We start from the raw sequence: 24267 nt of genomic DNA, 5'->3' as shown, positions 1-24267 counted from the left end.
GACGTCATGCAGGCCGGCGGATCATATCCGCCGCCTTCTCGGCGATCATCACCACTGGCGAGGCGGTGTTGCCGGAGACGATGCGCGGCATGATCGACGCGTCGATGATCCGCAGCCCCTCGATACCGGTCACGCGCAGGTCCGGGCTGACGACGGCGCGGCCGTCGACACCCATCCTACAGGTGCCGACCGGGTGGAAGATGGTCGTCGCGATCGAGCCGATCTGGTGCAGCAGGTCCTCGTCCGACTGGTGGGCGAGACCAGGCAGGATTTCTTCCGGATGGAAGCCGGCAAGAGCCTTGGCGGTCATGATGCTGCGCGCCTGGCGCACCGAACGCAGCGCGATCTCGCGGTCGCGCGCCGTAGAGAGGTAGTTCAGCCGGATCTCCGGCTGCACGGCCAGCTCGCGCGTCGTAGCGTGCACCGAGCCGACGCTCTCGGGCCGCAGATTGCAGACCGACATGGTGATTGCCGGGAACGGGTGCAGCGGGTCGCCCAGCCGGTCGGTAGACAAGGGCTGGACGTGGTACTCCAGGTCCGGCGTCGCCATCGACGGATCGGATTTCGAGAACATGCCGAACTGGCTCGGCGCCATCGACATCGGTCCCGAGCGGCCAAAGGCATATTGCAGCGCGATCTTCGCCTTGCCGCTCAGGCTGTTGGCTAGCGTGTTGAGCGTCAGCGCCGACGACACTTTGTAGACAGTGCGGATCTGCAGATGGTCCTGAAGGTTCTCGCCGACATCGGGGCTGGCGTGAACCACATCGATGCCGAGCGCGGCGAGGCGATCCGGCTCGCCGACCCCGGAAAGCTCCAGCAGTTTCGGCGTGTTGATCGAGCCGGCGGTCAGCAGCACCTCGCTGGCCTTTGCCTCGATGGCTTGGCCGCCGGCGCGGTAGCGGACGCCGATAGCACGCTTGCCCTCGAACAGCACCGTCTCTACATGCGCGTTGACGACCAGCCGAAGGTTGGGCCGCCGCAGCGCCGGGCGCAGGAATGCTTTGGCCGTGTTCCAGCGCACCCCCTTGCTCTGGTTTACTTCGAAGAAACCCGACCCCTCATTGTCGCCGTCATTGAAATCCTCGCGCGGCATGATGCCGAATTCCTTGGCCGCCTCCTGCACCGTGTTCAGGATCGGCCAGGCCAGGCGTTGCCGCGCCACTTTCCATTCGCCGCCGGAGCCATGCAGCTTGGTCTTGCCGCCATGATGGTCCTCGGATTTGAGGAAGTAGGGCAGCACATCGTCCCAGCCCCAGCCGACATTGCCCATCTGCCGCCAGCCATCGTAGTCCGCCGCCTGGCCGCGCATGTAGATCATGCCGTTGACCGAGGTGCAGCCGCCCAGCACCTTGCCGCGGGGATAGACCAGCGAGCGGCCGTTCAGGCCGGCTTCGGGGGCAGTCTTCATCATCCAGTCGGTGCGCGGATTGCCGATGCAATAGAGATAGCCGACCGGGATATGCACCCAGTGATAATTGTCGCTGCCGCCGGCCTCGAGCAGCAGCACACGCGTCGCCGGGTTTTCGCTCAGGCGATTGGCCAGCACGCAGCCAGCGGTGCCTGCGCCGACGATGATGTAGTCGTAGTCGCCATCGAGCCGTTGGGTCATTGCGGTGGTTTACTCGGCGGTGTTCTACTCGGTTCTGCCGCCTGTTCGGCCCAGAACGATCGCAGCGTATCGGCAAGGCCGCAATAGGCGCGATAACGCCTGTTGTAATGGTCCTGCATGGCCGGGTTCGGACGATAGGCGGCGCTTGACCGGGTCATGGCGTCGACGCCGGCCTCGTAGTCGGCGAACAGGCCGGCCGCGACCCCGGCGCCGATCGCCGCACCAAGTGCGCCGGTCTCGCGTGCTTCAGGGACGGTGATCGGCACGCCAAGCCCGTCGGCGAAGATTTGCGGCCAGTGCTCGCTGCGCGAACCGCCGCCGGACAGCACCGCTTTGTCGAAGCTGACACCGGCGTCCTTCAGGACATTGATGTGGCGCCGGTGCTCGAACATCACGCCCTCGAACAGCGCGCGCAGCATATGGCCTTCCCTATGCCAACCGGCGAGGCCGTAGAAGCCGGCGCGGAACTCCGCCCCTTGTCCCGACCCGTAGAGAAACGGGTGGAACATCGGATCGTCCCAGGTTGGCGTCACCGCGCCGACAGCCGCGTTGCAGTGGCCGAACGGATCGTCATAATGGGCACCGCGCTCGACGAGTTCGCGTACATACCATTCGAGATTGGCGGCCGATGTAGCGCTGGATTCGATGTTGACGAAACGGCCGGGACCGAAGCGCGCCACCATGAAAACATCTGGGTCGGCAACCGGCGCGATGGAGAAGACCTGATTGACGGACCATGTGCCGGCGATGATCGAGGCTTCGCCGGGGCGCACGACGCCCGCCCCCATGGCGCTGGCGACGACGTCGAAATAGCCGGCGATGACCGGCGTGCCTTCCGCCAGTCCGGTCTGTTCAGCCGCTTGCGCGGTGACCGCGCCGGCGATGTCGGCGCTGTCGAGCAATCGAGGCAGTTTGGCTTGCGCATCCTCGATGCCGTAGAGCGCGAGAAGCTCGGAATCATAGACGCCTTCGGGCATGCGGACGAGGCCGCAACCGGACATGTCGGAGACATCGCTGACCCGCTCGCCCGTCAGGCGGTAGGCGATGAAATCCTTGCACAGCATCGCCGTGCCGGTTGCGGCATAAAGGTCGGGCGCATGCTGCTTGACCCAGGCCAGCAAGGTCGGCGTCTGCGCCGGCCACGGCTTTTGCAGGCAGATCGCATGCAGCGCTTCGGCATTGCGCGAGGCCAGCGTCGACGCCAGGCCGGCGGCGCGGGTGTCGAGCGACTGGATGCCGATCAGCGGTTCGCCGGCACGGTCGACCAGATAAAGGCCGTTGCCATGGCCGGCGCAACCGATGGCGGCGATCTCGCGGGCATCGATGCCGGCCTGCGCGATGCAGGCGCGGATGGCGTCGCGCGCATCGGCCCACATGCCGCCGAGGTCGCGCTCGACATAGCCGGGTTGCGGCGTCTGCGAACGGCCGGCGACCGCATGCATGGCGAGCTGCCGTCCCGTATGATCGAACAGCACCGCCTTGATGATGGTGTTGCCGGCGTCGAGGCCGAGCAGATAGGCGGCTTGATCAGCCATTGTTGTAGATGTCCCAAGCCTCTTCGCCGCCGGCGTCGTTGTGGATCATCGCCATCAACGCACTCACTACCGCCTTCGGATTGGCATGCTGATAGATGTTGCGGCCATAGACCAGCCCCTTGGCGCCTTGTCTGAGCAGGGCTGACGATTTTGCCAGCACCGTCTTGAGATCGTCCTTGCCGCCGCCACGCACCAGCACCGGCACGCGCGCCGCCTCGACGACGCGGTGGAAATCTTCCGCGTGCTCGGTCGGGTCGGCCTTGATGATGTCGGCGCCCATTTCGGCGGCGAGCCGCACCAGCGTCACGATCTTTTCCGCATCGCCGTCGACCTGGTAGCCGCCCCTGATATCGTTGGGCAGCATGACCAGCGGCTCGATCATCAACGGCATGCCGTAGCGATGGCAGGCGGCGCGGACCTTGCTGATGTTTTCGACGCATTGGCGAAACAGCTCCGGCTCGTCGGGCAGCATGAACAGATTGACGACGACGCAGGCCGCATCCATCTCCAGCGCGCCGATGATCGGCTCGTCATGGTTCTGCAGCATCGACCACATCACCCGGTGGCGCTGGGCATTGTAGGGGTTGCCCATGTCGATGCGCATGACCAGCGCCGGCTTGTCCTTGTCTTGCCGCGACTGCAAGAGGTCGGCCTGGCCATAGGTCAGCTGCAACGCGTCGGGCCCTGCCGCGATCAGTGCGTCGATGACCTTCGCCATGTCCTCCAGGCCAACGAGAAACCCCGGTTCATTGCAGACGCCGTGATCGAGCGCCACGTCGAGGCAATTGCCGTTGGTGAACATCCGGTTCATCCGGGCCTTGGTGCTGACTTTCATGTTCTGCTCCTGGGATCGTGCGTTGGTCGAGCATCTCTTGCGAGACGCCGTGATAGGTGTCGAGTTCGACAACCAGGCTTTTTACCGCGTCGCCCCGATACCGGCGGTTCCAGCCGCGTTCGGCGGCCAGTGCATCGGCGATGCGCTCGATCATCGCCATCGAAATGTCGCCGCAAATGGCAAGCGAGGTGCGACGCAGGACAAGGTCTGACAGGCTGGTCACGAACTCATGCCTGATGAGGTAGACGATCTCGGCAGCCGTGGTCTCGGTCCTGTCGTCGAGCCTGATATCGTCGGGACGTCCGAGGCAGAACAGGATGATGTCGCGCGCGCCGCTGCCGTAGCGATCGACGAGATACGCGGCGCGGTCGGTGCTGATCGCGAACTCACCGGCGAGATAGGCTGCTATCGATGCCGGATCTGCGGGGAAACCGAGGCCGCCGCCTATCGGCAGCGCCAGCGTGCCGCGAATGCGCTCGCGGCCAAGCTCGGCCAGCACTTCGTCGGCCGCCTGTTCGGCGAAGGCGCGGAAGGTCGTCCACTTGCCGCCGATCATGCAGAATTGCGGGATGTCGCCGGCTATGCGATGCACGGAATGGCCGCGCGATATTCGGCCGGTGAAGGCATGATCGCTCTTCGGCAGCGGCCGGATGCCGCTATAGGTGAAGACGACGTCGGCGGCACGGACCGAAATGGACGGGAATACCAACCGCGCCGCCGCCAATATGTAGTCGGTCTCGGCCGGTTCGCAGCGCACGCGCCCGGCTTCGCTGACGCGGATATCCGTCGAGCCGACCAGCACCTTGCCGAGATAGGGAAACATGATGCAGACGCGACCGTCGGCATTCTCGAAGAAAATCATGTGACCGCCGAGCGCACGGTAGAGCGGCTCGTTGTCGAGGATGAGGTGCGAGCCCTTGGTGCCCTCGACCAGGGGCGCCGCGGGCTTTTCGGAGGCGTCGAGCCGGGCGATCGCCGAATCCAGCCATGCGCCGGTCGCATTGACGATCGCCTTGGCGGTCACGGTGAAGCCTTCACCACCCACCGTATCGGTGAGCTCGAAGGAGGAGCCCGCGCGCGCGATCTCGGCGCGATTGAGCGCGAGGCTGTCGGGCGCCAGGCGTGCGGTATCGAGCAGCAATTCGATGCCGAGCCGTTCGGGGTAGCTGATCCAGGCGTCGTAATAGGTAGCGGAAAAGCGCAGTTTGGGATCGAGCGTCGGCCATTGCGCGAAGGTCGCCCTGGCGCCACGGAAACTGTGGCGCGGCAGCACCCGGCGCTTGCGCGTCGTCCAGTCGTAGAGCGCGAGGCCTGCCTTGATCGCCAGCGCGCCGCGGCTGGAAGGCGTTTCCGAAAGCCCGAGAAAGCCTGCCGCGCCGTTCATCAGCCCGGAGAAGACGGAGCGGATCGGAATTGTCGTCGGCAGCGGCCGCACCATATGCGGCGCATTGGCCAGCAGCGCGTCGCGTTCGCGCAGCGATTCCTGCACCAGGCCGAACTCGCCATTCTCGAGATAGCGCAGGCCGCCATGGATCATGCGCGAGGGTGCCGCACTGCAGCCCGAACAGAAATCGTTGCGTTCGACCAGCAGAACTCGGAGACCCTGCAGCGCCAGTTCGCGGAAAACGCCGATGCCGTTTATGCCGCCGCCCATGACGACGACATCGAACGCGCCGTTGCGGCGGATCGTGTCGAGGATGACGGTTCTCTGATCAGGCATGGCTTTGCCGGGCAAGGTTGGGCCGTTCTGCCGTCCGGTGGACGGCAGCTCAACTTGGTTCGGGTTACTGGTGGCGGTCAGGCGTCGAGATTGGTCAGATGGCGGCTGGCGGCCTCACTGATCTGGTTGATCTCCTGTCCCGACAATTTGATGCGGCCGGCCTGCGCGTTTTCCCTGGCTTGCTGCGGGCTGCGCGCGCCGCAGAGTGAGAAGGTGATGCCGGGCTGCTGCAGCGTCCAGGCGATGACCACCTGCGCCTCGGTGGCGCCGTGCGCCTCGGCACTCGACTTGATCGCTTCCATCAGCGCTGCCACCTTGCGGCGGTTGGGCTGCGAGAAGCGCGGATTGTCCTTGCGCTGGTCGTCGCCGGTAAAGACGCGGTCGGGACCGATCTTGCCCGAGAGCAGACCGAGCGCCAGCGACGAATAGCTGAGCACCGACACGTTGTTCCCGGCGCAGAAGGGCAAGAGATCCTGTTCCATGTCACGCGCAACCATGCTGTATTCCTGCTGGACCGCATCGAGCTGGCCGGCCGCGAGATAGGCCTTCACATCGGCGACGCTGACATTGCTGGCGCCGATGGAGCGGATCTTGCCCTGGGTTTTCAGCCGGTCGAGCGCTTCCATCGTTTCAGCGACCGACGTCGTCGGATCCTGCCAGTGGGTGATGTAGTGGTCGACATGGTCGGTGCCGAGGCGGCGCAGGCTCTGCTCGACTTCGTAGACGACAGAGTCAGCGCCGAGATAGCGATGTACCGGCGCGCCGTCATAGTCGAAGAAGTGATTGCCCTTTTTCGCGTGCCAGATCAGCCCAAGCTTGGTGGCGAGCACGACCTTGTCGCGGCGGCCCTTGATCGCCTTGCCGACGATTTCCTCGGACAGCCCCTTGCCGTAGGCCGGCGCGGTGTCGATCAGCGAAACGCCTTCGTCGATCGAGGCGCGGATGGTGTCGATGGATTGCGCCTCGTCGGTGCCGCCCCACATCCAGCCGCCAATGGCCCAGGTGCCAAGGCCGATTGCGGAGGCGGATATTCCCGACGCGCCAATGGTGCGCGTCAACATTTCAGGCGACATTGCGTATGCTCCCCGCATTGCTCAGGACTGCATTGGCCGTCTCTTCGTCGACGACCAGTGATTTGAGATAGTTGCCGCGAAGCGCGGCAAGGATCGGCCAGATCTTTTCGGCGCCGCTGGCCACCCCCATCACCGACCGGCAGCGGCCAAGTTCCGAAGGCGCCAGCGCCACCAGGCGGTCATTGGGCGGGTAGTCGGCCAGCGTGCCGTCGTCGCGGATCAGATGCGCAAGGAACTCGCCGACCGCGCCGCTGGCGGCGAGTTTTTCGCGGTCGGGATCGAGGCCTGGGTGGAGGTCGTAGTAGCTCGATCCCGGCGTCTGAATCGACCCGACGCCGACCAGCGCGATCGCCGCCTTGCGCGCCAGGTCGAAGATCTCGCGCACCGAGGCCATGTCCAGCAGGAGATCGCGCTGCTCGCGGCTTTCGGCAAAGAGTGGCGCATGCAAGAGCATGCTGGTGCCGCCGAGGCGTTCGGCCAGCCGCGTCGCCAGATGGTTGACGTCGGTATAGTGCTTGCCCTGGACGCCGCCGGTCAGCGGCACGACGGTGACGTCGAAGGCGCGCTCGGGCTGCAGGTTTTCGACCAGCGCGCTGATCGCCTTGCCGCCGGTAATGGCGATGACGTCGCCGTCGCGCAAAGTCTCGAGCAACTGGTTGGCCGCCGCGCGCCCCACCTGCTGCAGCGTGCTGTCGGGACTGCCGGCCACGGTCGGCGTCACGATCGCGGCTGCCAGTTGCGCGACCTCGATCAGCTGCTTTTCGATGTCGACGAGGCGCTGGAACGGGCTCTCGACCGCGATCCTCAGCATGCCGAGCTTGCGCCCTTGCGCGATCAGCCGATTGACTTTCGACGCCGAAAGGTTGAGCGCCGCCGCAATGTCGTTCTGCTTCATGCCGTCGACGAAGTGCAGCACCAGAACGGTGTGGATCTGCCGGATCGCCTCGAAATCTTCCCTGCCGTCCGCCATCTCAGCCCCGCCGCTTGTTGAAGTAGTAATCGGCGGTGACCGCCGTCAGCAGAATGGACCCGCGGATGATGTCCTGCCAATAGACGGACACGTCGAGCAGAGCGAGCGAGCTTGAAACGACGGAGAGCAGGATGGTGCCGAGGATGGCGCCGAGAATGGTGCCGGAGCCACCAGTGAGGCTGGCGCCGCCGATCACCGCGGCGGCGATGACGTTCAGCTCCATGCCGGCGCCGAAGGTCGGCTGGGCCGAGCCGAAGCGGGCCATGTAGATCACGCCGGCAAAGCCGCACAGCGTCGAGCACAAAGTTGTCGTCAGGAACACGACCTTCTTGGTGCGAATGCCGGAATAGGCGGCCGCCTTCTCATTGCTGCCGGTGTAGAAAACTTTGCGAAACATCGTCGTGCGGCGCAGCATGAAGTCGGACAGGATGACGAAGACGATGAAGATGATGATGACGACCGGAATGCCGCCAATGGCGCCCTGGCCGATGAATTTGAACTCGGGCGGCAGGGTATAGAGCCCGAGCGGGCGGCCGCCGGTGCCGAGCAGGCAGAGGCCGCGCGCAATCACCATCACGGCCAGAGAGACGATGAAGTGGTGCAATCCCACCCTGGTGACGAAGAAGCCCATAAAGGCGCCGATGCCTGCACAGGCCGCTATTGCAATCAATGATGCCAGCCAGGGGTCGACGCCGCCGAGGAAGAGCAGGCCGGCAATGACCATGGCGAGTGCGGTGACCGAACCGACCGAAAGGTCGATGCCGCCTGAGATCAGAAGGATCGTCATGCCGACGACGACGATGCCTTCGACCGCGAAGGCCATCGCCATCGCCCGCATGTTGTCCCAGGTCAGGAAGTACGGCGATGCGAACGACATGACCGCAAAGAGCACGGCGATGATGAGGATCAGACCGGTCTCGCGCATCCTGATCAGGCCGCCAAGCCTTTCACCGAACCCGATGCGGGCCGGCGGCGTCACGCTGTCCATGCTTTCCCCCACGATGCTCATGCGGCGCTCCGTTGCCGGCCGTCATCGGCAAGCGATGCCAGGACCATGATGTTTTCTTCGGTCATTTCCGCGCCGGTGACCTCGCCGGTGAGGCGTCCCTCGCGTACGATCAGCACCCGGTCGCAGACACCGATCAGTTCCGGCAGTTCCGACGAGATGACCACGATGCCGACGCCGTCGCGCGCCAGCTTGCGCAGGATCCGGTGGATTTCGGCCTTGGCGCCGACATCGACGCCGCGCGTCGGCTCGTCAAGGAAGATCACTTTCGGATCGACCGACAGCATCTTTGCGATCGCCACCTTCTGCTGGTTGCCGCCAGACAGCGTCGAAACCGGCTGGCCGACATGGCCGCATTTCAGCGACAGCTGGCTGCCGATGGTCTCCGCCTGCTGCTTCTCGCGCCGATCGTTGATGAGGCCGAAGCGGGTCGAGATCCGGTCCACCGCCAGCGCCGAGATGTTGGCGGCGATCGACATGTCGAGGAACAAGCCGTCGCCCTTGCGGTCCTCGGAGAGGTAGACGATGCCGGCCGCGATGCTGTCGCCATAATGGGCCAGCGACAGCGGCTTGCCATGCAGGCTGACATTGCCGGTCACCTGACCCTCCAGCCGGCAGATACCCCGAACGATCTCGCTGCGACCGGCGCCGATCAGGCCGCCAATGCCGAGGATTTCGCCCTTGCGCAACTGGAAGCTGATGTCGCGGAAGGTGGTTGCGTCCGAGAGCTTGTTAACCTCGAGCAGGATCTCCTCAGCCCGCTCGTCGTCGCGCAGCAGCTTCTCGGGATAGAGGCTGTCGATGACGCGGCCGACCATGGACGCCACCACCTGTTCGGGCGTCGTCGCCGATATGTCGAGCGTGGTGATGTACCGGCCGTCGCGCAGCACCGTGACGCGGTCGCAGTTTTCGAAGATTTCGGCCATGCGGTGCGAGATGTAGATGATGCCGATGCCTTCGCCGGCAAGCTGGTGGATGATCTCGAACAGTTTCTTGGCCTCGCGCTCGGTCAGGGCGGCGGTCGGCTCGTCGAAGATGAGGATGCGGCAATCGAGCGTCAGCGCCTTGGCGATCTCGACCAGCTGCTGCTGGGAGATCGACAGGCTGCGCACCATCGCGGTCGGATCGATGTTGCCAAGCCGCGCCAGGATCGCGGCAGCGCGCTTCTCGAGGTCGCGATAATTCATCAGCAGCGCCTTGCTGGCGTTGGTGATCGACATGAAGATGTTTTCGGCCACCGAGACATCGGGGCAGAGCGCGATCTCCTGATGAACGAAGCCGATGCCGAGCTTTTGCGCCGCCAGCGGCGAGGGGATCGAAACGGAGCGGCCATCGATCTGGATGTCGCCGCTGTCGGGCGGCAGTATGCCGTCGATCACCTTCATCAACGTCGACTTGCCGGCGCCGTTCTCGCCGGCAATGGCGTGGATTTCGGCGGCGCGCAGTTCGAACCCGACATCTCGCAACGCACGGACAGGGCCGAACGATTTGCTGAGGCCGGATATTTTGAGGAGGGCCGGTTTTTCCACTTGTGTGCTCACCTGCTCAGGGAGGGATAAGGCAACCGCGCCGGATGGCGCGATTGCCTGATGGACGCGATTAGCTGGGATCGCGGCCCTGCATGTACTTGTTCAGGTCGAACGAGTCGGCATTCTCCTTGGTGATGACGGCAAAGCCGTTATCGGCGAAGGGGATGCTCATCGGGTTGTGGCCCGACGTCTTGTAGTCGTTGAACGGGTCGATCAGCTCCGGATGCGCCGCCATGAAGGTGGCGACGAAGCCGAGATAACCCTGCATGCCCTGGTTCGGGCTCAGCGCCATGTGGATGTTGCCGGCCTTGATCTGCTCCAGCGTCGCCGGGGTGATGTCGGCGTGCATGATCAGCACCTTGGCCTTGGCTTCGAGAACGGCCGCGACCGCGCCTTCGGCCGAACCGGCTTCCGGAATCCAAAGCGCCTTGAGGTTCGGGTTGGCTTGCAGCATCGAGGCCACCGCCTTGTTGGCGACATTGGCGTCCTGATTGGAGGCCTGGCGTCCGACCAGCTTCATCTTCGGATGGTTCTTGGCGAGATAGTCGATGAAGGCGGTGACGCGCAGATCGTGGTTGCTCTGGCCGGGGTTCTCAAGCACGCCATATTCGGCATCGTCGCCGACCTGCTTGACGATCTCCTCGGCGGCAAACTTGGCTTCCGCCAGATTGTCCGAGGTGATGTAGGAGACGCGCTTGGATTTTGGCGAGTCGGCGGCGAAGGTGACGACGGTGGTGCCGTTCTCGATGGCGCGGTTGATCGGCTCGATGAACGGGTCGGCCTGCATCGGGTGCAGCAGCACGCCGGCCGGCTTCTTGATCAGATCCTGTTCGAAGGAAGCGATCTGCTTGGCGATGTCATAGTCCGGCGTGCCCGAAAACACTGTCTTGCAGCCCATCGCCGCAGCCGCCTGCTTGAAGCCCTGATAGACCGGCACCCAATAGGGATGCGCGGAGACCATGACGTTCATCACGTAGGTCTCATCCGGCTTGCACTGAAACTTGCTCTCTGCCGACGCTGGCATCGCCAAGGTCAACGTCATCACGGCGGCGCTCAGCGCGCCCACCAACCCAATCCTGTTCATTCTCTCCTCCAGGTTCCCCGACGATGAAGCCTCGTCGCATCAGCTTTGCAAGAAATTTCATAAGATGAAATCTCTGGCGAGATTGAATACGGCGGGATTTATGGCATGTCAATGACGGCGAACGAAATATCAGTATGTGAAATATCTTGCAGGTGGGGTGGGGTGGGATGCGAAGTCGGCGTTATCGCCAAGCGGTTGCATCATTAGGGCCTGTGACGAGCGATCTGAACCCAGGACGTCCGATCTCGGCGTCTGGATGATTAGGGGGCCAGCTCTGTTTTCTCATCAGATACAATTCTTGCGTGTTGAAGCACCGCCGGAGTTCTCCTATCGTCGCCGCAATTTTCGGGGGAATTCGACATGCCTTTCCTGATTGCTATTCTCGGCGTGCTGGGAGCCGGGGCGTTCTGGTGGTATCGCATGAAGGCCATGAACGAAGCCGCGCGCGAGGTCGCCGACGTCGTCGGCCGCGTCCAGGGCAACATAAGGCGCAAGAAGCTGCGCAAGCAGGCGGCGCTGTCGCCGCTGACGGCGATCGACGATCCGGTGGTGGCGGCGGCAACGCTGATCACCGCACTGGCAGCGGAGCACGGCCCGATCCTGCCGAAGCGCGAAACGGTCATCCGCGAGGTGATCTCGCAGATTGCGGACAACCAGAAGAAGACCGATGAAGCCGTCGTCTACGCCAAATGGGCCGCAGCGCAGATCGACGACACGACGATCGTCATCGACAAGCTGGCGCCCTTCCTGCGCGAGCGCCTCGATCCCCACGAGCGCGAAGATCTGCTGCAGATGCTGGATCGTGTTGCCAAGAGCGGCGAGCAGAGTTTCAAGGTCGCCGACCAACGCATGCTGCGACTGCGGCAGAAGCTGGGGTTTGAGGTCAACTGAGAAACAGCCCGGGCCGCATGTCATTCTGGATAGCGAGCGTGGCAGGATCGGCTGCCGCTTACCTTATCGGCTCTACGCCTGCCGGCTACCTGGCGGGAAACTGCTTAAGGGCATCGATATCCGGGAGCACGGCTCCAAGTCCACCGGTGCGACAAATGTATTGCGCACACTCGGGAAATGGCCAGCATTGGTGGTGCTTCTGGTGGACGTGCTGAATGGGGCGGCAGCGGTCATCTTTGCCCCGTTGGTTTTGTTTCTGGTCTTCCGCAACGCCGCCGTCGGCAATATCTGATATGCCCGTTTGGGTTCCTTGGGTTCTATGCCTGGCCGGACTCGCTGTTTTGCTTGGGCATAGCCGTTCGATCTGGCTGAATTTCACCGGCGGCAAATCGGCTGCGACGGGGTTGGGTGTTTTGTTGGCGATGTCCTGGCCTGTGGGTCTAGGCGCGGCGACGGCATTTGCCGTGGTGTTGGCAGTTTCCCGAATTGTGTCCCTGAGTTCGATGCTGGCGGCGCTCACCGCGATCGCCCTCGTCGGCGGCATGGAACAACCATTGCCCTACCGGTTGCTGGTCATCGCCGGCGGCATCTACGTGATCGTGCGCCACCGCGCCAACATTGCGCGGCTGATGTCAGGAGCCGAGCCGCGTCTATGACAAAGCGGCACTCATTCCCGGCCTAAATCGCCTCACCCTTGAGCAGCCGTGGTGTGCCGTTGGACAACCCCGACGCCTGGCGGATGAAGAACTCCTTCAGCCTGGGCATCCGTTCGACAAGGCCGAGGCCTATGTCGCGGAGCTGGCGCAGCGGGCCGATGTCGTTGGAAAACAGCCGGTTCAGCACATCTGTGGTGACGCCCATCTGCACCGTGTCGAAGCGGCGCCATTGCTGGTAGCGCTCGAGCACGTCGAGCGCGCCGATATCCTGTCCCAAGCGATCGGCCTCGACCACCACTTCAGCAAGGGCCGCCACATCCTTGAAGCCGAGATTGAGGCCCTGGCCGGCGATCGGGTGGATGCCGTGCGCGGCGTCGCCGGCAAGCGCGATGCGCGGGGCGACAAAGGCGCGCGCGATGGTCAGGCCGAGCGGCCAGGCGCGCGGCTTGTCGGTGACGCGGATTTCGCCGAGCTTCAGGCCGAAGCGCAATTCAAGCTCCTGCTCGAAGACGAGGTCGTCGCCCGAGACCAGCTTTTCGGCATCCTCGGAACGTTCGACCCAGACCAGCGACGAACGGTTGGTGCCGTCCTCGGTCGGCTTGAGCGGCAGCGTTGCAAACGGGCCGGCCGGCAGAAAATGCTCTTCGGCGCGGCCATTGTGCGGGCGCTCATGCGCCACCGTGCAGACGATGCCGGACTGGCCATATTCCCATTTCACCGTCTTGATGCCGGCCATGTCGCGCAATTTGGAATTGACGCCGTCGGCGGCGACCAGCAGCCGCGCCTCAATCGCCGCGCCGTCGGCCAGATGCACGGTGATGCCGGCGCCATTGCCGTCGAACGATGCGACCGCGACACCTTCGATGATGTCGATGCCGAGCTTTTGCGCGCGGCGGCGCAAGGCGCTGTTCAGGTCCTTGTTGGCGACCATGTGGGCGAACGGTTCGCCCGGCGCGACCTCGCCATCGAAGGTGAGAAACACCGGACGCACCGGATCGGCGGTGCGCGAATCGGTGACGATCATCTCGGTGATCGCCTGCGATTGCCCGACGATTTCCTGCCAGACGCCGAGCTGGTCGAGCATGCGGCAGGCGGCGGCGGCGATCGCCGAGGCGCGGCGGTCCTTCTGCCAGACGCCGGCGGGGGCAGCATCAACGACCGCCACGGCGAGGCCCGGCCGCGCCTGTTTCAGCGACACGGCGGCGGCGAGGCCGACATAGCCGGCACCAGCGACCAGCACGTCGAGCGGGGTTTTTGCGTCCGGGTTGCGGTTCGCCATGTCAATTCCTTTCGAAGTCTCGACCATCCCCGCCCACTGGGGCATTCCGGCCTTGACTGCCCGCCATTCCTGTCGGAAACCGCCATAGCATCTTACGGCGAGGTCACGAAGCATGACGGCGGCCATGGACGAGCTTCTCAGCATTCTCGACCTCGAGCAGCTGGAACACAATCTGTACCGTGGTCGCAGCCCCAAGCTCGACTGGCAGCGCGTTTTCGGCGGCCAGACCATCGCCCAGGCGCTGGTCGCCGCGCAGCGCACCGTCGAGCCCGAGCGCCACGTGCATTCGCTGCACGGCTATTTCATGCGGCCCGGCGACACCAAGGTGCCGATCGTCTACGAGGTCGACCGCATCCGCGATGGCGGCTCCTTCACCACGCGGCGCGTGGTGGCGATCCAGCACGGCCAGGCGATCTTTTCGCTGGAAGCCTCGTTCCAGCAGGACGAGGTTGGCCTTGAGCATCAGCTGCCGATGCCGCGCGACGTGCCGCCGCCCGACAGCCTGTTGTCGCAGCGCGAATTGCTGGGCAAGTTCGGCGAGGCGGTGCCGGACGGCATCAAGCGCTACTGGGAGCGTGACCGGCCGATCGAGATGAAGCCGGTGATGCTGAAGCATTACACCAGCCGCGAAAAGCTGGAGCCGCAGCAGAACATCTGGATCCGCACCACCGGCCCGGTGCCGGCCGACCGCGGCATCCAGGCGGCGGTGCTTGCCTACCTCTCCGACATGACGCTGCTCGACACCTCGACCTTTGCGCACGGCCGCGCCATTTTCGACCGCGACATCCAGGCGGCGAGCCTCGACCATGCGATGTGGTTCCATCGCAGCCATCCGCTCGATGATTGGATCCTGTACACGCAGGACAGCCCCTCGACGCAGGGGTCGCGCGGCTTCACCCGCGGCTCGCTGTTTGCCCGCGACGGCACGCTGATCGCCTCGGTTGCCCAGGAAGGCCTGATCCGGCTGAAGCGGCCGCCTGCGGAATAGGCATTTTCGAAAAATTGCCCAAGTTTTAATCAGTGACTGTCCGTTGACAGTGCGCACCATGCCGCCGCGACTCGAGCGATCCGTTTATTTACAATGAGTTAACACCCTGCTTCGGCAACTGGCACGGAGCTTGAATCCTGTTGGGCACTCTCCGGGCTTTTTGGGATCGGTGAAGGTGTGCAAACGCGGGGGACCGCAACAGCAAAGGGTGAAACCTTATGAAAATCGTGATGGCAATCATCAAGCCGTTCAAGCTCGACGAGGTGCGCGAAGCGCTCACCGCCGTCGGCATCCAGGGCCTGACCGTCACCGAAGTCAAAGGCTACGGGCGTCAGAAGGGACATACGGAAATCTATCGCGGGGCGGAATACGCGGTCAGTTTCCTGCCGAAAATCAAGATCGAAGTCGCGGTCAGCACAGACCTGGTCGACAAGGCCGTCGAAGCCATCACGGCGGCGGCCAAGACCGGCCAGATCGGCGACGGCAAGATCTTCGTCTTCGGCATCGATCAGGCGGTGCGCATCCGTACCGGCGAAACAGACACCGACGCACTTTGAGCGGCGAACACGTATTCCAATGGAGAGTTCAATGAATATACCTTCCACCTTGAAGTCAGTGGCGCGCTCCGCGCTGCTGGGCTCCTTAGCGTTCGGAGCATTGGGCACGGTTGCTGCCTTCGCGCAGGAGGCGGCTCCCGCCGTCGCGGCGGCAGCGCCAGCAGCGCCGGCTTTTACCGTCGACAAGGGCGACACCACGTGGATGATGATTTCCACCGTGCTGGTGCTGTTGATGACCATTCCCGGCCTTGCGCTTTTCTACGGCGGCCTGGTTCGTACCAAGAACATGCTGTCGGTGCTGATGCAGGTCTTCACCATCACCAGCGTGGTCATGATCATCTGGGTCTTCTACGGCTACAGCCTCGCCTTCACCCCGGGCAACGCCTTCGTCGGCGGCCTTTCGAAGATGTTTCTCTCCGGCGTCAACGTATCGACGCTTTCGGAAACCTTCAGCAAGGGCGTCGCCATTCCTGAACTGGTGTTCGTCGTCTTCCAGATGACCTTCGCCTGCATCACGCCCGCCCTGATCGTCGGCGCATTCGCCGAACGCGTCAAATTCTCCGCCTTGATCCTTTTCGTTATCCTATGGGTGACGTTAATCTACTTCCCGATCGCGCACATGGTCTGGTTCTGGGGCGGCCCGAGCGCCTATGCCGACCCGTCCGGCCTGATCTTCAGCTTCGGCGCCATCGACTTCGCCGGCGGCACGGTCGTTCACATCAATGCGGGCATTGCCGGTCTCGTCGGCGCGCTGATGATCGGCAAGCGCATCGGCTACAAGAAGGACATCATGGCGCCGCACTCGATGACGCTGACCATGGTCGGCGCTTCATTGCTGTGGGTCGGCTGGTTCGGCTTCAACGCCGGTTCGAACCTCGAAGCGAACGCCTATGCGGTGCTGGCGATGATCAACACCTTCGTCGCCACGGCGGCGGCGGCAGTGGCCTGGATCGTGCTTGAATCGCTGCTGCGCGGCAAAGCCTCCATGCTCGGCGGTGTTTCGGGCGCGGTCACCGGCCTCGTCGCGATTACGCCGGCTGCAGGTTTTGCCGGCCCGATGGGCGCTATCGTGCTTGGCATCGTTGCCACCTTCGTCTGCTACTTCTTCGTCTCGGTGGTGAAGAACACGTTCGACTATGATGACAGCCTCGATGTCTTCGGCGTCCACTGCGTCGGTGGCATCATCGGTGCGCTAGGCACTGGCATTCTGGTCAATCCCGCCCTCGGCGGCGCCGGCATCGTCGACTATTCGACGGCCGACTTCGCCGCCGGCTATGCCGGCACGGCCACGCAGCTGCTGGCGCAGGGCAAAGGCGTCCTGGTAACCCTGCTGTGGTCGGGCATCGGCAGCGCAATCCTCTACAAGGTCGTCGACTTGATCATCGGTCTGCGTCCGACAGCCGACGCCGAGCGCGAAGGCCTCGACCTGACTTCGCATGGCGAAGCGGCCTACCACTCGTAAGCACCGCGGGGCGGCTTCGGCCGCCCCGCATTCTCCCATCCCGTCGTGACGCTCCCGAAAGGAGTTCACGCTTTGAGGCCCGGGTTATTCCGGGCCTCTCTTTTTTGGCAACCGTGCTGGCAGGCCTCGGTCCCCGCGCAATCACGTTCTATGATGGCCGCCGGCGGGGAGACGTCGACCGGATTGGTTCCGAACTGTTGAGACTGCCTACAGTGGAGTGAGCAAGATCGTGGCTCTGGGTGCGTATAGTTAATGCGGCCTTAACCTTCCCCCCGATAGTCTGACATCCGAATCTGCCGGAGTGCGTCATGCGCCCGGCCAGTCCATGACAGACGGGGAACGAAGCATGCGTTCAGGGGCTTCAGCACCGCTCGCGCTGACCGATACGGGGCACGGCATCCAGGCATTCGCGCGGCGCCAGGTCGGGCGGCTGGTCGGCGCCGGCCTGTTTGCGCTGGTCGCCTTTGGCGTCGCGGCGCTGGCGACCTGGAACGTCGCCGATCCCAGCTTCTCGCACGCCACCGACAACATCGTCACCAACGCCATGGGCTATGCGGGCGCGGTATTCTCCGACCTCGCCATGCAGTTCTTCGGCCTTGCCGCGGTCGCCGCCCTGGTGCCGGCGGTGATCTGGGGCTTTCTCCTGTTTTCGGCGCGCGGCGTCGACAGGCTGCCAAAGCGCGGCCTTGCCTGGTTCGGCTTCGCGCTGCTCGCGGCGGCGATGGCCGGCTGCGTGGTGCCGCCCAAGACGTGGCCGTTGCCGACCGGCCTCGGCGGCGTGTTCGGCGACATGGTGCTCAATATTCCGGGCCTGGTCATTGGCGGCTACCCGACCGGCATCGTTGCCAGCATCATTGCCATGGTGCTCATTGCGCCGGCGCTGTGGCTGTTTGCCTATGGCTCGGCGCTGATTGCGCGCAAGAACGGCTTTGCCGTCATGGAGCGCACCGCGGAGCCCGATCCCCGAGAGGACGATCTGCTCTTCGACGAAGACGAGGACGAGGGCGACGAGGGGATACTGGCGCTCGGCGCCGTTACCCACTGGTGGCTGTCTTTCCGCGCCTGGATGCATCGCCGGGCTGTGCGCCGCCAGCAGGAGCGCGACGAGTTCGAGCCGGAGATGGAGCAGCGCTCCACCGCATGGCGCCGCGCCGCCGAACGGGTCGAATCGGCGGAATTCGCCGAAGCGCGGATGAGCCCGGATGGCCGCGCCCGCGTCGAGCCGGAATTCTTCGCCGCCATGGTCAACGACCGCAGCGTTTCCGTCGATCCGGACGATGACGACGTCCTCGATGCCGGTTTCGACAATGGCGACGAGGAGGTCGAACTCGACGACGAGCCGGTCCAGCGCCGTGCCGCGCCGAACGCCAAGGTGCAGAACTTCCGGTCAGATGCGGCGACCCGCGTCGCCGCACCTGCGCCGCGTCCCGCTCCCGGCGCGCGCGTCCAGCGCGAGGCGCAGACCTCGCTGATCGGCTCGGAAACATTCGAAATGCCGTCGCTGCATTTCCTGTCGGAGCCGAAGAACGTGGTGCGCGACGCCAGCCTGTCCAAGGACGCGCTGGAGCAGAATGCGCGCCTGCTCGAAGGCGTTCTGGAGGATTTCGGCGTCAAGGGCGAGATTATCGCGGTACGGCCCGGCCCGGTGGTCACGCTCTATGAGTTGGAGCCGGCGCCCGGCATCAAATCGTCGCGCGTCATCGGCCTGTCCGACGACATCGCCCGCTCGATGAGCGCGATTGCCTGCCGCGTCGCCGTGGTGCCCGGCCGCAACGCCATCGGCATCGAATTGCCGAATGCCAAGCGCGAGACCGTCTATCTCCGGGAGATCCTGGCCAGCCGCGATTTCGAGACGACCAAGTCCAAGCTGGCGCTGGCGCTGGGCAAGACCATCAATGGCGAGGCGGTGATCGTCGACATCGCCAAGATGCCGCATGTGCTGGTCGCAGGCACCACCGGCTCCGGCAAGTCCGTCGCCATCAACACCATGATCCTGTCGCTGCTCTACAAGCTGACGCCGCAGGACTGCCGGCTGATCATGATCGACCCGAAGATGCTCGAACTTTCCGTCTATGACGGCATCCCGCACCTTCTGACGCCGGTGGTCACCGACCCGAAGAAGGCCGTGGTGGCGTTGAAATGGACGGTGCGCGAGATGGAGGACCGCTACCGCAAGATGTCCAAGGTCGGCGTGCGCAACATCGACGGCTTCAACGCGCGCGTGCAGTTGGCTGAAAAGAAGGGCGAAAAAATCTCGCGCACCGTGCAGACCGGCTTCGACCGCCAGACCGGCGAGGCGATCTACGAGACCGAGAACCTCGATCTCGAGCCGATGCCCTACATCGTCGTCATCATCGACGAGATGGCCGATTTGATGATGGTCGCCGGCAAGGACATCGAAGGCGCGGTGCAGCGCCTGGCACAGATGGCGCGCGCGGCCGGCATCCATGTCATCATGGCGACGCAGCGTCCGTCGGTCGACGTCATCACCGGCACCATCAAGGCCAATTTCCCGACCCGTATCTCCTTTCAGGTGACGTCGAAGATCGACAGCCGCACCATTCTGGGCGAGCAGGGCGCCGAGCAGCTGCTCGGCATGGGCGACATGCTGTACATGGCCGGCGGCGGCCGCATCCAGCGCGTGCACGGCCCGTTCGTCGCCGACGACGAGGTCGAGAAGATCGTCGCCCATCTGAAGCTGCAGGGCGTGCCCGAATATCTCGACGCCATCACCGAGGATGACGGCGAGGACGATGACGAGCCGTCGGGCAAGGGCGGCGCTGGCGGTGGTGGCAACAGCAATTTCGAGGATTCCGACGATCCCTACGACCAGGCGGTCTCGGTCGTGCTGCGCGACGGCAAGGCGTCGACCAGCTATATCCAGCGCCGGCTCGGCATCGGCTACAACCGCGCCGCCTCGATCATCGAGAAGATGGAGAAGGAAGGCATTGTCGGCCCGGCCAACCATGCCGGCAAACGCGAAATTCTGGTGCCGACCGAGGACGACAAGTTCTGATCAGCCGATACGGCCCGGCGGCAACCTTGAACCTTTTGGCGCGTTACAGCGACTGAGCGCTGTCCGGCCCGCCAAACTTAAGTCTAACTGGGGGTCCACGGACTGCAACGAGACACACACCACACGAGAGTGACCGGCATGAAAAACGATCTTTCCGCGATCAGCGATTTCGCTCCAAACCGTCGCCAGTTGCTTGGCCTTGGCCTGATGCTTGCCGGCGCCGCGGCCATCAACGTCGTGCCGGGGTTCCAGCTCTTGGCCTCGGCGCAGGCGGCGGTGCCGCCGACGGCGCAAAAGATCGCCGACCATTTCTCCTCGGTCAAATCGATGAGCGGCGAGTTCGTCCAGTTCGGCCCCAACAACCAGCAGACCGGCGGCAAGTTCTTCCTTGAGCGGCCAGGCAAGATTCGCTTCAACTATGACGGCAAGTCGAATTTCCGGGTGATTTCCGACGGCAAGTCGGTGGTCATCCTCAACAAGCGGCTGAAAACGTCCGATCTCTATCCGTTGTCGAAGACACCGCTGAAGCTGTTGCTCGACACCAAGATCGACCTCTCGGGCGGCCGCGTCAAATCGATCAAGGAAGAGAGCGACCTCACCACCATCCAGCTTGCCGACAAGTCGGTGTTCGGCAATTCGAAGATCACCATGATGTTCGATCCGAAATCCTATGATCTGCGCCAGTGGACCATCACCGACGCGCAGGGCAAGGACACCACGGTGATGATCTACAACACCAAGGAAGGCGTCAGCTTCCCTGCGGATACGTTCGCCATCGACTATACGGCGAACCGCGAGCTGAACACCAACCACCGCTAGATCCGGTGAGGCCGGCCTGCAAATGGCGATCTCCTGCGCTTCCGGTGCTCACGTGGTTTAAGTACGCTCCGCTCCGGTTCTCGGAGACCACCATTTTCGACTCGGCCTGACCTGAATCAGGGCCGCCGCCCGCAAAGGCTGGCTTGTGTTTGTGGCGCTCGGCTGGCAGTAGATCGGCGACCTTGTTCGGATCGCCGCATGCCCTTCTCCATCGCCACCTGGAACATCAATTCCGTGCGCCTGCGCATGCCGATCGTCGAGCGGCTGCTGACGGAGCAGGCGCCCGATGTGCTTTGCCTGCAGGAGACGAAGGTTCCCGACGAGCTGTTTCCGGAAAAGGCGTTCCGCAAGGCCGGCTACGAGCACATCGCATTCCATGGCCAGAAGGGCTATCACGGCGTTGCGACGGTGGCGCGGCGGCCGATCGAGATTGTCGAGAAACGGCGCTTCTGCGAGATCGATGACAGCCGGCATCTGTCGGTCAAGGTGCAGGCCGGCGGCAAGGCAATCCTGGTCCACAATTTCTACGTGCCGGCCGGCGGCGACGAGCCCGATCCGGAGATCAACCGCAAGTTCCGCCACAAGCTCGATTTCGTTGCCGAGATGAACGCCATCCACGCCGCGCATGACGAGGTGTCGGCTTCGATCCTGGTCGGCGACCTCAACATCGCGCCGCAGGAGCACGATGTCTGGTCGCACAAGCAATTGCTCAACGTCGTCAGCCACACGCCGGTCGAGACGCAAAATTTCGACGCGATGCGGATCGCCGGCGACTGGGTCGACCTGATGCGGCTCGACGTGCCGCCAGAGCAGAAGCTCTACACCTGGTGGAGCTATCGCGCGCGGGACTGGGAAGCCTCGAACCGCGGCCGCCGGCTCGACCATGTCTGGTCGTCACCGAACCTGGTGCCGAGCTTTGCCGGCTATGAGATCCTGCGAGAGGCGCGTGGCTGGGAGCGGCCCTCGGACCATGTGCCGGTGATTGCGCGGTTCGACCTGGATTAGGCGTGCCGATATTCAGGTGAGGCCGGCCTGCAATGGCCGATACCTGCGCTTCCGGTGCGTACTTTGAGTACGCCCCGCTCCGGTTCTCGGTATCAGCCATTTTCGACTCGGCCTGACCTGAATCTCGACACACCCAAGCGTGAGCGCGGTCGCGGGGACCTACCCGCCAAACCTTGGGGCCAACTTCTCGATGCGGGCGATCATGGCCTGAAAATCATCGAGGATTCGCTGGTGCAGTTTCACCGCCACTTCGGGATATTCCTCCAGGATGCGGCGAAACATCTTGCGGCTCAACCTTATCACTTCCGAATCGGTCTCGGCCGAGGCGCTGGTCAGCCGTCTTGAGTCGGCGATCAGCGCCAGTTCGCTGAGGATCGTGCCGGGGCCGGCGGTGCCGATCGGGATGCGGTCGCCGTCATGCTCGCGGTAGAGCACGATGCGGCCACTGACCACGATATAGGCTGAGTCGGCTTCGTCATCCTCGCGGTACAGCTTGCGGTCGGCCTGCAGATGGGTGGCTTCGGCGCCGAAGGCGAGCAGGCGCAGCTGTTCCTGCGTGAAACCCTCAAAGAGCTTCACGGCGGACAGGATGCGGATGTCGTCATCCAGCGCCATCTCTAGCTGCGTCCCCGAACGGTCAGTCCAATCCCTCCCTTAGAGCGCCGCGCGTCCAATTGGACGCGCAAAGGACGCTCTAACACTTCAATCTGCGCAGCGGGCCGATCCAGGCTCCCCCAGCCGGATCCTCCCCGAAACAGTCCCGCCCCGACCGCTTATTGAACAATGAAAAGTTTAAGGAACCAGCTTGTAGCCGCCGCTTTCTGTCACAAGAATTTCAGCATTGGAAGGATCGCGCTCGATCTTCTGGCGCAGCCGGTAGACGTGAGTTTCCAGCGTGTGCGTGGTGACGCCGGAATTGTAGCCCCACACTTCCTCGAGCAGGACGTCGCGCGTCACCACCTTCTGGTCGGCTCGATAGAGATATTTGATGATCGAGGCTTCCTTCTCGGTCAGCCGCACCTTGCCGCCGCGCTGGTCGATCAGAAGCTTCTGGCTGGGCTTGAACGTGTAGGGCCCGACCGAAAAGGTGGCGTCCTCGCTCTGCTCGTGCTGGCGCAGTTGTGCGCGTATGCGGGCGAGCAGCACGGCGAAGCGGAACGGCTTTGTGACATAGTCGTTGGCGCCGGCCTCGAGGCCCAGAATTGTGTCGGAATCGGTATCGTGGCCGGTCAGCATGATGATCGGCGCCTTGTAGCCGCCCTTGCGCAGGATCTTCACCGCCTCGCGGCCATCCATGTCGGGCAGCCCGACATCCATGATGAGCAGGTCGATGAGCCCGCCGCGCGCCGCGGCGACGCCTTTGGCGGCGGTCGCTTCCTGCAAGACGTCGAATTCTTCGTAAAGGGCCAGTTGCTCGACGAGGGTTCCGCGCAGGTCGTCATCGTCGTCAACGATCAGAATGGTACGTGATGTCATGGATCAATCCATTGTTTTGAAAAGAATTTTCAGTTGACCGCCCCCCATTTATGCGGAAGCTGACCGGCGCAACAGTCCGATCACAGTGATTTGTTCCGTGACACGATCATACAAGAAAAAACGCGATCGCAATGCAGCCGGCGCAATTTTGCCGAAAGGGCTGCGTGTGCTGGTGGTTCGGGCGAGGCCGGGCAACCCCAGCCAGGGGATATTGCAGGCCGGCAGCAAGGTGTTTGCCTGTGCGCTCGGACGCGGCGGCATCTCGGCCAATAAGCGCGAAGGCGACGGTGCGACGCCGCTTGGCGAGATGCGGATTTTGTCAGGATATTTTCGGGGCGATCATTTCGCGGCCGGCCGCAAAACCCGGCTGGCGATGGCGCCGATCGGCGCCGATCTCGGCTGGTGCGAGGTGCCGGACGACCGCAACTACAACCGGCCGGTGAAAATCCCCTATGGCGCCAGCCATGAGCGAATGCGGCGCGACGACCGCCTCTATGACGCCTGCCTTGTGCTCGACTGGAACATGGCGCCGCGCCGGCGCGGCCGCGGCAGCGCCATCTTCTTTCATCTGACCCGCCCAGGCTTCACACCGACGCAAGGCTGCGTGGCGGTGACAGCGCGGACAATGGCGCGGCTGTTGCCGCTGGTGTCGGACCGGACGGTGGTGAGGGTGGTGAGGTAGGGGGTAGGGAGTAGGGAGTAGGGAGTAGGGAGTAGGGAGTAGGGAGTAGGGAGTAGGGAGTAGGGAGTAGGGAGT

At 63.8% G+C, this 24267-nt stretch carries 20 protein-coding genes and 1 pseudogene; 9 read left to right on the top strand and 12 right to left on the bottom strand.

Features of this window, described 5'->3' with window-relative positions:
- Positions 1 to 4 precede the first annotated feature (4 nt).
- The 9 genes from ACYG9V_RS03485 to ACYG9V_RS03445 form a co-directional block, all read right to left on the bottom strand.
- A complete protein-coding gene (locus ACYG9V_RS03485) occupies positions 5 to 1609 on the bottom strand; it encodes a GMC family oxidoreductase (RefSeq protein WP_023818316.1) in 1605 nt (534 codons plus the stop codon).
- Positions 1606 to 3144 carry an FGGY-family carbohydrate kinase gene (locus ACYG9V_RS03480; protein WP_352765698.1) on the bottom strand — a complete coding sequence of 513 codons (1539 nt, stop codon included), beginning with the start codon at positions 3142 to 3144 and terminating at the stop codon, positions 1606 to 1608. Before ACYG9V_RS03480 ends, ACYG9V_RS03485 begins: the two co-directional genes overlap by 4 nt.
- Positions 3137 to 3979 (bottom strand): class I fructose-bisphosphate aldolase, encoded by an 843-nt coding sequence (locus tag ACYG9V_RS03475; protein WP_352765699.1) that lies wholly within the window; start codon positions 3977 to 3979, stop codon positions 3137 to 3139. The genes ACYG9V_RS03480 and ACYG9V_RS03475 overlap by 8 nt, the downstream gene beginning before the upstream one ends.
- Positions 3891 to 5699 carry a glycerol-3-phosphate dehydrogenase/oxidase gene (locus ACYG9V_RS03470; RefSeq protein WP_352765700.1) on the bottom strand — a complete coding sequence of 603 codons (1809 nt, stop codon included), beginning with the start codon at positions 5697 to 5699 and terminating at the stop codon, positions 3891 to 3893. The genes ACYG9V_RS03475 and ACYG9V_RS03470 overlap by 89 nt, the downstream gene beginning before the upstream one ends.
- A 77-nt stretch (positions 5700 to 5776) precedes the next feature.
- Positions 5777 to 6772 carry an aldo/keto reductase gene (locus ACYG9V_RS03465; protein WP_352765701.1) on the bottom strand — a complete coding sequence of 332 codons (996 nt, stop codon included), beginning with the start codon at positions 6770 to 6772 and terminating at the stop codon, positions 5777 to 5779.
- A complete protein-coding gene (locus ACYG9V_RS03460; RefSeq protein WP_352765702.1) occupies positions 6762 to 7742 on the bottom strand; it encodes a sugar-binding transcriptional regulator in 981 nt (326 codons plus the stop codon). The genes ACYG9V_RS03465 and ACYG9V_RS03460 overlap by 11 nt, the downstream gene beginning before the upstream one ends.
- A 1-nt stretch (position 7743) precedes the next feature.
- Positions 7744 to 8730, bottom strand: a complete 987-nt coding sequence (locus ACYG9V_RS03455; protein WP_031193170.1) for an ABC transporter permease — start codon at positions 8728 to 8730, stop codon at positions 7744 to 7746.
- Between the two features lie 17 nt (positions 8731 to 8747).
- Positions 8748 to 10277 (bottom strand): sugar ABC transporter ATP-binding protein, encoded by a 1530-nt coding sequence (locus ACYG9V_RS03450; protein ID WP_352765703.1) that lies wholly within the window; start codon positions 10275 to 10277, stop codon positions 8748 to 8750.
- A gap of 70 nt (positions 10278 to 10347) precedes the next feature.
- Positions 10348 to 11319, bottom strand: coding sequence for a substrate-binding domain-containing protein (locus ACYG9V_RS03445; RefSeq protein WP_245274405.1), 972 nt, complete (start codon positions 11317 to 11319; stop codon positions 10348 to 10350).
- A 402-nt stretch (positions 11320 to 11721) separates the two neighbouring features.
- Between ACYG9V_RS03445 and ACYG9V_RS03440 the strand changes: the two genes are divergently transcribed.
- Together ACYG9V_RS03440 and plsY are read left to right on the top strand one after the other, a co-directional pair.
- Positions 11722 to 12252 carry a hypothetical protein gene (locus ACYG9V_RS03440; protein WP_023670503.1) on the top strand — a complete coding sequence of 177 codons (531 nt, stop codon included), beginning with the start codon at positions 11722 to 11724 and terminating at the stop codon, positions 12250 to 12252.
- A 17-nt stretch (positions 12253 to 12269) separates the two neighbouring features.
- Positions 12270 to 12908: pseudogene (gene plsY, locus ACYG9V_RS03435) on the top strand (glycerol-3-phosphate 1-O-acyltransferase PlsY).
- Positions 12909 to 12930: 22 nt separating this feature from the next.
- On the opposite strand, the gene ACYG9V_RS03430 reads toward plsY, so the two are convergent.
- On the bottom strand, positions 12931 to 14187 hold the full coding sequence (locus ACYG9V_RS03430; RefSeq protein ID WP_023726060.1) for a ubiquinone biosynthesis hydroxylase: 1257 nt from the start codon (positions 14185 to 14187) through the stop codon (positions 12931 to 12933).
- A gap of 112 nt (positions 14188 to 14299) precedes the next feature.
- Here ACYG9V_RS03430 and tesB point away from each other — a divergent pair, with 112 nt between their 5' ends.
- From tesB to xth, 6 genes are all read left to right on the top strand, one after another.
- A complete protein-coding gene (gene tesB / locus ACYG9V_RS03425) occupies positions 14300 to 15175 on the top strand; it encodes an acyl-CoA thioesterase II (protein ID WP_023687727.1) in 876 nt (291 codons plus the stop codon).
- Positions 15176 to 15393: 218 nt separating this feature from the next.
- Positions 15394 to 15732 (top strand): P-II family nitrogen regulator, encoded by a 339-nt coding sequence (locus ACYG9V_RS03420; protein WP_023670499.1) that lies wholly within the window; start codon positions 15394 to 15396, stop codon positions 15730 to 15732.
- Between the two features lie 31 nt (positions 15733 to 15763).
- Positions 15764 to 17194: an ammonium transporter gene (locus ACYG9V_RS03415; RefSeq protein ID WP_352765705.1), complete on the top strand. Its 1431-nt coding sequence runs from the start codon at positions 15764 to 15766 to the stop codon at positions 17192 to 17194.
- 346 nt (positions 17195 to 17540) lie between these two features.
- Positions 17541 to 20210 carry a DNA translocase FtsK gene (locus tag ACYG9V_RS03410; RefSeq protein WP_023736792.1) on the top strand — a complete coding sequence of 890 codons (2670 nt, stop codon included), beginning with the start codon at positions 17541 to 17543 and terminating at the stop codon, positions 20208 to 20210.
- Positions 20211 to 20348: 138 nt separating this feature from the next.
- Entirely contained in the window at positions 20349 to 21029 is a 681-nt protein-coding gene (locus ACYG9V_RS03405) for an outer-membrane lipoprotein carrier protein LolA (RefSeq protein ID WP_023683897.1), read from the top strand.
- Positions 21030 to 21227: 198 nt separating this feature from the next.
- Complete coding sequence (gene xth / locus ACYG9V_RS03400; protein ID WP_023698380.1) at positions 21228 to 22034, top strand: exodeoxyribonuclease III; 807 nt, start codon at positions 21228 to 21230, stop codon at positions 22032 to 22034.
- A 159-nt stretch (positions 22035 to 22193) separates the two neighbouring features.
- Here xth and ACYG9V_RS03395 read toward each other — a convergent pair whose 3' ends face one another.
- Both ACYG9V_RS03395 and ACYG9V_RS03390 read right to left on the bottom strand, forming a co-directional pair.
- A complete protein-coding gene (locus ACYG9V_RS03395; RefSeq protein ID WP_023670494.1) occupies positions 22194 to 22649 on the bottom strand; it encodes a cyclic nucleotide-binding domain-containing protein in 456 nt (151 codons plus the stop codon).
- Positions 22650 to 22826: 177 nt separating this feature from the next.
- Entirely contained in the window at positions 22827 to 23510 is a 684-nt protein-coding gene (locus ACYG9V_RS03390; RefSeq protein ID WP_023670493.1) for a response regulator transcription factor, read from the bottom strand.
- A gap of 145 nt (positions 23511 to 23655) precedes the next feature.
- Between ACYG9V_RS03390 and ACYG9V_RS03385 the strand changes: the two genes are divergently transcribed.
- Positions 23656 to 24192: a L,D-transpeptidase family protein gene (locus ACYG9V_RS03385; protein WP_198037337.1), complete on the top strand. Its 537-nt coding sequence runs from the start codon at positions 23656 to 23658 to the stop codon at positions 24190 to 24192.
- Positions 24193 to 24267: the final 75 nt, after the last annotated feature.

This window comes from Mesorhizobium sp. W016 (genome assembly GCF_054719485.1).
The sequence above is the reverse complement of the archived record's forward strand: the minus strand, read 5'-3'. Positions and strand labels throughout refer to the sequence as shown.

Coding starts and splice junctions, on each gene's coding strand:
- ACYG9V_RS03465 (WP_352765701.1), bottom strand. CDS start 6,772: ATGTCGCCTGAAATGTTGACGCGCACCATTGGCGCGTCGGGAATATCC.
- ACYG9V_RS03430 (WP_023726060.1), bottom strand. CDS start 14,187: ATGGCGAACCGCAACCCGGACGCAAAAACCCCGCTCGACGTGCTGGTC.
- ACYG9V_RS03415 (WP_352765705.1), top strand. CDS start 15,764: ATGAATATACCTTCCACCTTGAAGTCAGTGGCGCGCTCCGCGCTGCTG.
- ACYG9V_RS03395 (WP_023670494.1), bottom strand. CDS start 22,649: ATGGCGCTGGATGACGACATCCGCATCCTGTCCGCCGTGAAGCTCTTT.
- ACYG9V_RS03390 (WP_023670493.1), bottom strand. CDS start 23,510: ATGACATCACGTACCATTCTGATCGTTGACGACGATGACGACCTGCGC.
- xth (WP_023698380.1), top strand. CDS start 21,228: ATGCCCTTCTCCATCGCCACCTGGAACATCAATTCCGTGCGCCTGCGC.
- ACYG9V_RS03485 (WP_023818316.1), bottom strand. CDS start 1,609: ATGACCCAACGGCTCGATGGCGACTACGACTACATCATCGTCGGCGCA.
- ACYG9V_RS03440 (WP_023670503.1), top strand. CDS start 11,722: ATGCCTTTCCTGATTGCTATTCTCGGCGTGCTGGGAGCCGGGGCGTTC.
- ACYG9V_RS03410 (WP_023736792.1), top strand. CDS start 17,541: ATGCGTTCAGGGGCTTCAGCACCGCTCGCGCTGACCGATACGGGGCAC.
- ACYG9V_RS03445 (WP_245274405.1), bottom strand. CDS start 11,319: ATGACGTTGACCTTGGCGATGCCAGCGTCGGCAGAGAGCAAGTTTCAG.
- ACYG9V_RS03460 (WP_352765702.1), bottom strand. CDS start 7,742: ATGGCGGACGGCAGGGAAGATTTCGAGGCGATCCGGCAGATCCACACC.
- ACYG9V_RS03405 (WP_023683897.1), top strand. CDS start 20,349: ATGAAAAACGATCTTTCCGCGATCAGCGATTTCGCTCCAAACCGTCGC.
- ACYG9V_RS03480 (WP_352765698.1), bottom strand. CDS start 3,144: ATGGCTGATCAAGCCGCCTATCTGCTCGGCCTCGACGCCGGCAACACC.
- ACYG9V_RS03470 (WP_352765700.1), bottom strand. CDS start 5,699: ATGCCTGATCAGAGAACCGTCATCCTCGACACGATCCGCCGCAACGGC.
- ACYG9V_RS03475 (WP_352765699.1), bottom strand. CDS start 3,979: ATGAAAGTCAGCACCAAGGCCCGGATGAACCGGATGTTCACCAACGGC.
- ACYG9V_RS03455 (WP_031193170.1), bottom strand. CDS start 8,730: ATGGACAGCGTGACGCCGCCGGCCCGCATCGGGTTCGGTGAAAGGCTT.
- tesB (WP_023687727.1), top strand. CDS start 14,300: ATGACGGCGGCCATGGACGAGCTTCTCAGCATTCTCGACCTCGAGCAG.
- ACYG9V_RS03420 (WP_023670499.1), top strand. CDS start 15,394: ATGAAAATCGTGATGGCAATCATCAAGCCGTTCAAGCTCGACGAGGTG.